This window comes from Mesorhizobium sp. M7A.T.Ca.US.000.02.2.1 (genome assembly GCF_003996995.1).
Lineage (GTDB): Bacteria > Pseudomonadota > Alphaproteobacteria > Rhizobiales > Rhizobiaceae > Mesorhizobium.
Window position 1 is genome coordinate 19,079 of sequence record NZ_RZTT01000017.1, and the last position, 8,020, is coordinate 27,098.

The following is an 8,020-nucleotide window of genomic DNA, read 5'->3' on the forward strand; positions in this document are numbered from 1 at the left end:
CAATTCCCCTGGGTTCCGAATGGCTCTGGTCCCCGGCGATTGTCAGCTATGGAGATGCGTCAGTTCAAACGCGGCTCCGTCCTGGACGCCGGCCATGCGCTGCTCGGCGGACCGGAACATGTCCGCGAACTCCACCTGGTTTTCGAACACCACGCCGCCGACCTTGACGGTCAGGGCATCCTCCGTCCCTTTTGGCGCGAAATAGACTTGCGCGATGCGCTCACTGATACGCTCGCCGATTTCCCTGGCTTCTGCTTCGGTCGCGCCGGCGAGGAAAACCCCGAACATCGACGTCCCCATGCGTCCAACCAGATCCTCCGCGCGCACCGACGATTGTATGGTCGAAGCTATGAGCCGCAAGGCTTGATCGCCCCATTCAAGACCAAAGCGCAGGTTGATGGACCGCAGATGTTCCGAATGGATGACCAGGAAGGCGCCCGATTTCGGCCCCGGCACCGACGGCCGTGCCGTTCTTTTTTCGACCATCGACGTGAAGACCGCTCCGTTCAGGCAGCCGGTCATGGTGTCGAAGGTTGCCGACTTGTCGAGCTCCCGGCGATAGCGACGAAGCTCGATCTGTTTCAATCCAACGAACAGAAAAAGCGGAACGCCAAGGACAACGGGCAACAGGATTGCCGTGATCATGCTGCGCCCAAATGGCGTCAGCGCCTCGGAGAACAGGAGCAGGTAATTGAGGCCGACGGAAACGCCCAGGATTGCAGCGGTTCCCAGAAAGGTCAGCAAAGCGACGCTTTTCCATGCCTGGTCGGTGGTGCTCGCCATAGTCTTTATCACTGGCCGATCTCCTGTGGTTGGGCTGGTATAAGGCCGGTGTGTTGCAATTTCAGTTTCAAGGAAGCTTGCAATTTAATCGATTGCGCGATGACCCCATCAAGGCTGCGCCCGTGGCGATTGACAAACAAAACATCAGAGATGAATGGCAGGCTATTGTGCCGGGCCGAATATGCCCATCTCAGCCTTTCGGGCTGTCGCCTCCGCCTTGCCGTAGATGCCGCTCGGCAGCGCCGTGGCCCAGCCGTTGGAGACCAGCCAGGCGCCAACATCCTGCTTGCCCAGCCTGCATGGCGCGGCGACGGCAAAACGCTCGACGTCCGGCGGTACGAAACAGTGCAAGGCGCGTCCCCTCAGCCAGGAATTGAAAACGGCGCGGGCGCGCACGCCGCAAGGCCAGATGACGTCATGAAACGAGCAGGAGCTGTCGAGATCGATGCCTCGCACTCCGCTGATGACCACCTTGCGGCCCATGGCTTCGAACATCGCCGACGATGTGGCGATCGGGCGGTAGAGCAAGACCTCCCGCCAATCCCCGGGCATTGGCGTTTTCGGGGGCACGGCGAGACCGAGCTCGCTGAGTGGCGGACGGGGCTCGGCCCGTTCGATCTCAGCGGGATCAAGCCGTGGCGGAGCGATCAGGTCTTGAGCAACCTTGCGCGCCGGCTCCAGGCGTTGCGCGCCGGCAACCGGGGCAACCGGCCGGATAGGCCGGGTATCGCCAACATCCGGCGACGGGGCACGGACAGGCCGATCGACCGAAAGCAACGTCCCGCCCTGAACGATCAGCAGGATACCGGCCAAAAGCAGGAAGCTTCCGAGTGCGATCGCCAAGCGGCTACGGCCCCGCCTGCCCATCAGCTTGAACAGGATCTCAGGGATTTGCGCCGGTCAGAAACCCGACGTCGATTTGGCAACCAGCTTGAGCGCACCTTTTTCAATCCGATAGAACGGCATCGAGCGTTGGCTGGATCCGTCGGCCCGAAACCGGAACAGGCCGGTCGAGCCACGAAAGCCGTTTGGATTTTCGAGAACTTTCTTGCTGAAACCATCAGGCCCGACCGCGCTGGCAATCCCTGCCGTCAGGGCAACCATATCATAGGCATAGGCCACATTGACGTCAGCCGGATAGTTGTATGTCGTCCTGAAGCGGTCGGCGATCGGCCCGGTTTCACTTGGATCGAGCGTGGCGATAAACGCCCCCTCGAAGAGCGGATCCATGGGGTGCTCCAGCCAACGGTTCGTCCCGACGACGGAGATGGTCTTTCCCGGAATGCCCTTCGATTTGAGGGCAGCAAGGATGGGCGCCGGACTGCCATTGCCACTGGCGACTATGACGGCGTCGGGGGCGTCCACGAGTGAGCCCATTTCGTCGACCGCCTTCGCGCCACCGTCGCCGGCAGAATATCGGAGAGTGACCGCAAGCGCCGCGCCGTAGATGCTGAGGCTGTTTGCGACCCGCTTCTCCATGGCGCCGGCGTTTGGACCGTCCGCGACAAGCAGTACGAACTTCTTGCTGCCTTTCGCGGCCAGTCCCGCGGCGCCGGCTGCGGCGCTGTCGGCTTCGCCAAGGAGCACGGCATAGACCCCGGCGCCGCCGGCGAAATTGTCGGCAAGCGCCAGAACCGGTGGCCGCTTCGATCCCGAAAGCGTGGCGATATGCTGGGCTGCCGGCAGCTCGGTCGGGCCAATGACGACTTTCGATCCCGTCGTAATGGCCGTGACCGCCAGTTTGCTGGCCTGCGCGCTGTCGCCCTTGGTGTCCTCTATCGTCAGCGTCAGCAATCCGTTGCCGATATCCGTCATCGCCAGCTTGGTCGCATCGAGCATCTTCCTGCCGTTTTCCCCGGCCGTTCCGGGGGCGGACAGCGGCAGCAGCATCGTGACTTTGGTCGAACCGGTGCCCAGCGACTGGGTCGCCTGGACGGGGCCGGCACCGGCGGCGCCATTCTGCCCGGCAGGCGCGGCAATCGCCGCCGGATCGAGCACTTCGGACACGCCGCCCTTCGACTGGCAGCCCGACACGATCGCGGCGAGCGCCAAGGCGATTGCCCATGTCCGCGGACAGTGGACCTGTCGGCCAGCTTCCATGAATGCTCCACCCCTATGTGCCGCCGGATATTGTTCCCGGTCTGGTCTTCAACGCATGTTACGGCGGACTTGCAGTGCCGTCTGTAGTTCTTTTAGCCGCCGAAGAGCCTGCCTCTGAGCGCCCTGATCTGCCTTGCTTGCCCGGCACTTCGATAGTCAGCGCATTTCATGTATCGCGGCCCCGGCACGAACACGCGGCGCACGCAGACGCCCTTTGCCCCCTTCCCCGGCCAGAATTGGGCAGGGGCTCCGCCCACTCCGCCCGGCGAAAATGCGGAAAAGCCGAACGTCGCCACCGGCAAAGGCCCGGTCACTTCAAAGCCTTCCCTTGCCAGGATTGCCCGAGCACGCTGGCAGTAGCGGACCGAAAGGGCCGAGAACCGGCTTTCATTGTGCCCGGCGCGATATTTCATGACGGTGGTGCACAGATCGCCCGCGGCCAGCCTGTTGGCCTGTGCAAGATATTTGACCCCCAGCGCGATGTTGGCCGCCGGCGCGCTCAGATCGTCCAGGGAACCTCGAAAGCCGAGCATCCTGGCAGTCGCCGGCATCACCTGCATCAGGCCGACTTCGCCGTCGCCGCCTTGCACGTCGGGGTCGAAGCCGCTTTCGATCTCCATCACCGCATGCGCCAGCATCGGCTCCAGGCCATAGATCGATGCCTGGCAACTCGCAAATGCCTTGAAAGCCTGACGGGTCCACTCGGTGGCCGGATCACAGCGCACCGGTTGCTTCAGGCCGGACGAAAGCTGTGGTTTCACGGATGGTCGTTCCAGCCAGTTGGCACTGGCCGGCGTGACCGTTTGGACAAAGCCAAACAACACGATCGCGCCCGCGACCGCCTTCAGGAAGGATCCGTCGGCTGTCATGATGGCCAACAGGCGTGGCTATCCGGTCAGTGCATGTACTCGACCATGCGATCGTGAAAACACTCGCATTTGTTGAGGTAGTCTTCGTCCTTGTAGTTCGTCTTCAGGTAGCCATAGGCCTTGCCGCAAGCGACCTTGGCCTCCGACGCCCAGACGAAGACGGGACGCGACGAGTTGATCCACTCCGAGCTGTTGGCGACGGCAACCGACTCGTCCATCAACTTCACAACCTCCTGCTTCAGATCGACGATGTTGTCGTTCAGCACCAGGTTGGAGGTGCCTACGACACGGCAAATGTCGCCGGTCGGACCATCGATAATGTCGGCGGCATACCCCGTCGACCCGACTGCCAGCAACAGCGTCGCAGCGGAAACAAGCAGTCTTGCAGAACGTTTCATATTGAGCTCCCCTAGATATTAGCGACGTATAACATAGCCACGTGGTTGTGCGCTATGGCGTTAGATCGTTGCCGTGTGTTGCACATGCGCTGTGTCGTCGTAGAGTATCGTGATCGTGCCTGCGGCAGGTGCGTTCTGCAACGCGGCGACGTCCACGAAATTGGCCGCATTGCCCGAACCAGTGGTATCGACGCTCAGTGTCTTCGTTTCTGCGTCGTAGTGCACATAGTCATTGATGTCCCCCCCCGGCGCCGTGTCGAACAGCGCGCTCAGGTCGATCTTGTCGCCCTCACCACCCGGGCCGGTGCCGTGGTAGTCGGTGATGAGATCCTTGATGTCGAGGTTGTCGAGCTTGAAGGTGTCGGCGCCCGCGGTTCCGGCGGTCGGCTCTGCCGGTGCAACAAGTGAGGTGTCGAGTTCGACCTCGACATAGTTGCCGGTCGTGCCGTCGGCCATGTGGAAAGTTCCGTTGCCAGTCACGGTCTGTCCGTCGATCTCGCCAACGGTCGGCGTAGCCGCCGTGCTGATGGAGACGATACCGTTGTCGGCGAGGTGTGACAATTCCCCGGCGTCGCTGGCGCCGTTGGCATTGGCGTCCTTCCAGATCAGCAGGCTGTCGAAGGCGGTATCGTTGTGGTCGATGAGACCATCATGGTTGCTGTCGAGCGAAGCCAGTGCAGCCGCGCCGCTGGCGAAGTTGCCGCCGCCGAAGTTCGGCGTGAACAGTTCGGTGCCATCGTCGATCTTGCCGTCATGGTTGAGATCGACCGCCAGCATGCCATCGTTGGAGCTGTTCCACGCAAGCTGCTCCTTGGCGCCATCGCCATTCATGTCGAACTGGACGCCGTGATTGACATCGGAGAAGGCAAAGCCGTCCTGGTTCAGGTCGAGGATGATCGGATCGACCGACCCTCCAATCAGGGTGTTCAGGTTTGCCACCGTGACGCCCTGGAGATCGACGAGAGTTCCCACGCCGGCGTCTGCACCGCTCTGAGTGTAGACAAATGTATGGCTCACGGCCGCTATCGTTGCCGTGAAGGCGAGTGTCGCCCCCGCGTTTCCGATATCCGTTATCGTCAGATACTGGACAACCGCCGCCAGGCTTGCGGTGGATGTGACCGCAAGTGGCGCGGTAAAGGTGTCGGTCCCGAAGAAGCTGACAATACCGTTCGTGACCGAATGAGACTGAACCGTGTCGCCACTGATCGTCAACGTGGAATTCCCGCCATTGACGTTGCCGCCGGTCGCAGCCACCAGGGTGCCTGGCAGGGTCAATTTATCGGTCCCGGCGACGAAGTCGGTGATGATGTCGTAGCCGGAGATCGTGCCGGCGTTGCCCGATCCGCCTATGACGGGCGTCGAGTCGCCGGCCCCAATCACGAAGGTGTCGGCGCCGATGCCGCCAGTCATCCTATCAGCGCCCGCTCCGCCCGTAAGCGTGTCGTTGCCGGCGCCGCCGATCAGAGAGTCACTGCTAGCAGTGCCTGCCAAATTGTCATTTCCGGAAGTTCCGGCGATAGCCTCAACTGTCAGTTGATTGCCCGCTGTGCCATCGACATGGACATTGAAGGTTTGCGTAGCAGTATCGCCGTCACCATCCGTAACAGTTACTGTGATGCCGTTAAAGTCGAGATCTGGCGGTGGGTTTTCAGAGGCGGCGCCGACCTCAACACCATTCAGGCGGAACCCACCGCCATTTGAGGCATCACTGATGATTTTGACCGCATAGATGTCATCGCCGGCTACATAGTTGCTGGTACCCGCGATAGCCGACCAGTCAAGTTGGCTGATCTGGACGACTTGACCTTCTGTCACGCTAAGCGTCACCTGATCATAATGCGTAGCATCGGTATAAACCAGGACGGTGATATTGGCCGTCGCCATGCCACCCGTGTAGCCCTCGGTCGTGAACTTGAAATCGTCGATGCCGTGGGGGGTCGTATTGTTACTATCATTGACGAATGCGAATTTTATGGATTCACTTGGGTCATTTGACTGGCCAGAGTCTCCCTTGACAGCCCAACCTTGGTTACTGGTGTTAACCGTATCGCCACTTTGGCCGGTGGGGGCGACGCCGTCATCGCCGGTCACAATAATGTTGAAGTCGGCGGTCGCGCCCAAAACCACGAGCAGGGAACCTGTCGGCCCTCCGGCCGTTGCTGAAGTTGCCGCGATTGGATTGAAGACGACTTCACCTGCCCGGTGCAGCACTTCCAGCGAGTCGGTGCCATCGGCATTCAGCGTCAGCTTGGCAACGACTTCACCGCCCTCCTTCAGGTTCAGCACGATCTGGGATGACGAGGTGGAGGCAACTTCTACATTCGGCCCCGTCGCCGTAACACTGCCAAACCCATCCGCCCCGTAGTGCCACTCCGCAAACTGACCAGTGTAGGTGGTAGCCGTTGCCGGATTGAACGCCGACAGGCTGACAATGCCATCACCGTTGCCGTCGTTGACAAGGGTGAAGGCCGGCACGTCATCGACGATGTCGACCAGGATGGAGCCGGTGGTGGTGTTGCCGTGGGCGTCGGTCACCGTATAGGTGAAGCTGTCCTTGTCCTGCTCGGTGGTGATGCCATTGTTGGTCGTCACACCGTCATAGGTCTGGGTCAGCGTGTAGGTGTAGGTGCCGTTGGCGTTGAGCACCAGATTGCCGTAGCTGCCGCTGGCCGGCGAGGTCAGCGTATAGGTGTACGGGCCGGTGCCGCCAGCCGGCGTGATCGCGCCGTTGAAGATCTCGCTGTTGCCGGCTGCGTCGCTGCCCGTCGCAAGGCCCTTCTCGCTGACCAGCGCATCGGTGTCGGATGCCGTCACCGTCACATTGTTGACGGTGATGTCCAGCGTCACCGTCGAGGTGTCGCCGTCGCCGTCGGTGATGGTGTAGACGAAGTGATCGACCGCGTTGGTGGTCACCGCGTTGGGATTGGCCGTGTAGGTGTAGGCGCCGTTGGTGCCCAGGACCAGCGTGCCGTACTGGCCCGCGATTCCGGCTCCGCCGAGATTGCCGCTCACCGGGTTCGAGACGTTCGAACCGGTCGCAACGCCCGTCACCGCGCCGCCAGGTGCAGCACCGTCGGCACCCAGAACGTCCGCCGTCCCGTCCGTCAGCACGTTGCCCGAGGCCTGCGCGCCTTCCGACACGCTGTTGGTGTTGGCATGCGCCGTCGGCACGTCGTCGACAATGTCGACCAGGATGGAGCCGGTGGTGGTGTTGCCGTGGGCGTCGGTCACCGTATAGGTGAAGCTGTCCTTGTCCTGCTCGGTGGTGATGCCATTGTTGGTCGTCACACCGTCATAGGTCTGGGTCAGCGTGTAGGTGTAGGTGCCGTTGGCGTTGAGCACCAGATTGCCGTAGCTGCCGCTGGCCGGCGAGGTCAGCGTATAGGTGTACGGGCCGGTGCCGCCAGCCGGCGTGATCGCGCCGTTGAAGATCTCGCTGTTGCCGGCTGCGTCGCTGCCCGTCGCAAGGCCCTTCTCGCTGACCAGCGCATCGGTGTCGGATGCCGTCACCGTCACATTGTTGACGGTGATGTCCAGCGTCACCGTCGAGGTGTCGCCGTCGCCGTCGGTGATGGTGTAGACGAAGTGATCGACCGCGTTGGTGGTCACCGCGTTGGGATTGGCCGTGTAGGTGTAGGCGCCGTTGGTGCCCAGGACCAGCGTGCCGTACTGGCCCGCGATCCCGGCTCCGCCGAGATTGCCGCTAACCGGGTTCGAGACGTTCGAACCGGTTGCCACGCCCGTCACCGCGCCGCCAGGTGCAGCACCGTCGGCACCCAGAACGTCCGCCGTCCCGTCCGTCAGCACGTTGCCCGAGGCCTGCGCGCCTTCCGACACGCTGTTGGTGTTGGCATGCGCCGTCGGCACGTC

At 62.0% G+C, this 8,020-nt stretch carries 6 protein-coding genes; all 6 read right to left on the reverse strand.

What is annotated here, in order from left to right:
* Nucleotides 1–42 precede the first annotated feature (42 nt).
* On the reverse strand, nt 43–795 hold the full coding sequence (locus tag EOD15_RS03315) for a GGDEF domain-containing protein (RefSeq protein WP_127323068.1): 753 nt from the start codon (nt 793–795) through the stop codon (nt 43–45).
* A gap of 150 nt (nt 796–945) precedes the next feature.
* On the reverse strand, nt 946–1,626 hold the full coding sequence (locus tag EOD15_RS03320) for a thermonuclease family protein (protein ID WP_245463560.1): 681 nt from the start codon (nt 1,624–1,626) through the stop codon (nt 946–948).
* A gap of 57 nt (nt 1,627–1,683) precedes the next feature.
* The gene (locus tag EOD15_RS03325; RefSeq protein ID WP_127408291.1) at nt 1,684–2,883 is read right to left on the reverse strand and encodes an ABC transporter substrate-binding protein; all 1,200 of its coding nucleotides are present in this window, start codon (nt 2,881–2,883) and stop codon (nt 1,684–1,686) included.
* A gap of 92 nt (nt 2,884–2,975) precedes the next feature.
* Nucleotides 2,976–3,752 (reverse strand): transglycosylase SLT domain-containing protein, encoded by a 777-nt coding sequence (locus tag EOD15_RS03330; RefSeq protein WP_127322350.1) that lies wholly within the window; start codon nt 3,750–3,752, stop codon nt 2,976–2,978.
* A 26-nt stretch (nt 3,753–3,778) separates the two neighbouring features.
* The gene (locus EOD15_RS03335) at nt 3,779–4,150 is read right to left on the reverse strand and encodes a hypothetical protein (protein WP_127322349.1); all 372 of its coding nucleotides are present in this window, start codon (nt 4,148–4,150) and stop codon (nt 3,779–3,781) included.
* A gap of 60 nt (nt 4,151–4,210) precedes the next feature.
* Nucleotides 4,211–8,017, reverse strand: a complete 3,807-nt coding sequence (locus EOD15_RS03340; protein ID WP_127408292.1) for a VCBS domain-containing protein — start codon at nt 8,015–8,017, stop codon at nt 4,211–4,213.
* Nucleotides 8,018–8,020 lie beyond the last annotated feature (3 nt).

Excerpts from the sequence above, each read along its gene's own strand:
- EOD15_RS03325 (WP_127408291.1), bottom strand. The coding sequence starts at position 2,883 with ATGGAAGCTGGCCGACAGGTCCACTGTCCGCGGACATGGGCAATCGCC.
- EOD15_RS03330 (WP_127322350.1), bottom strand. The coding sequence starts at position 3,752 with ATGACAGCCGACGGATCCTTCCTGAAGGCGGTCGCGGGCGCGATCGTG.
- EOD15_RS03335 (WP_127322349.1), bottom strand. The coding sequence starts at position 4,150 with ATGAAACGTTCTGCAAGACTGCTTGTTTCCGCTGCGACGCTGTTGCTG.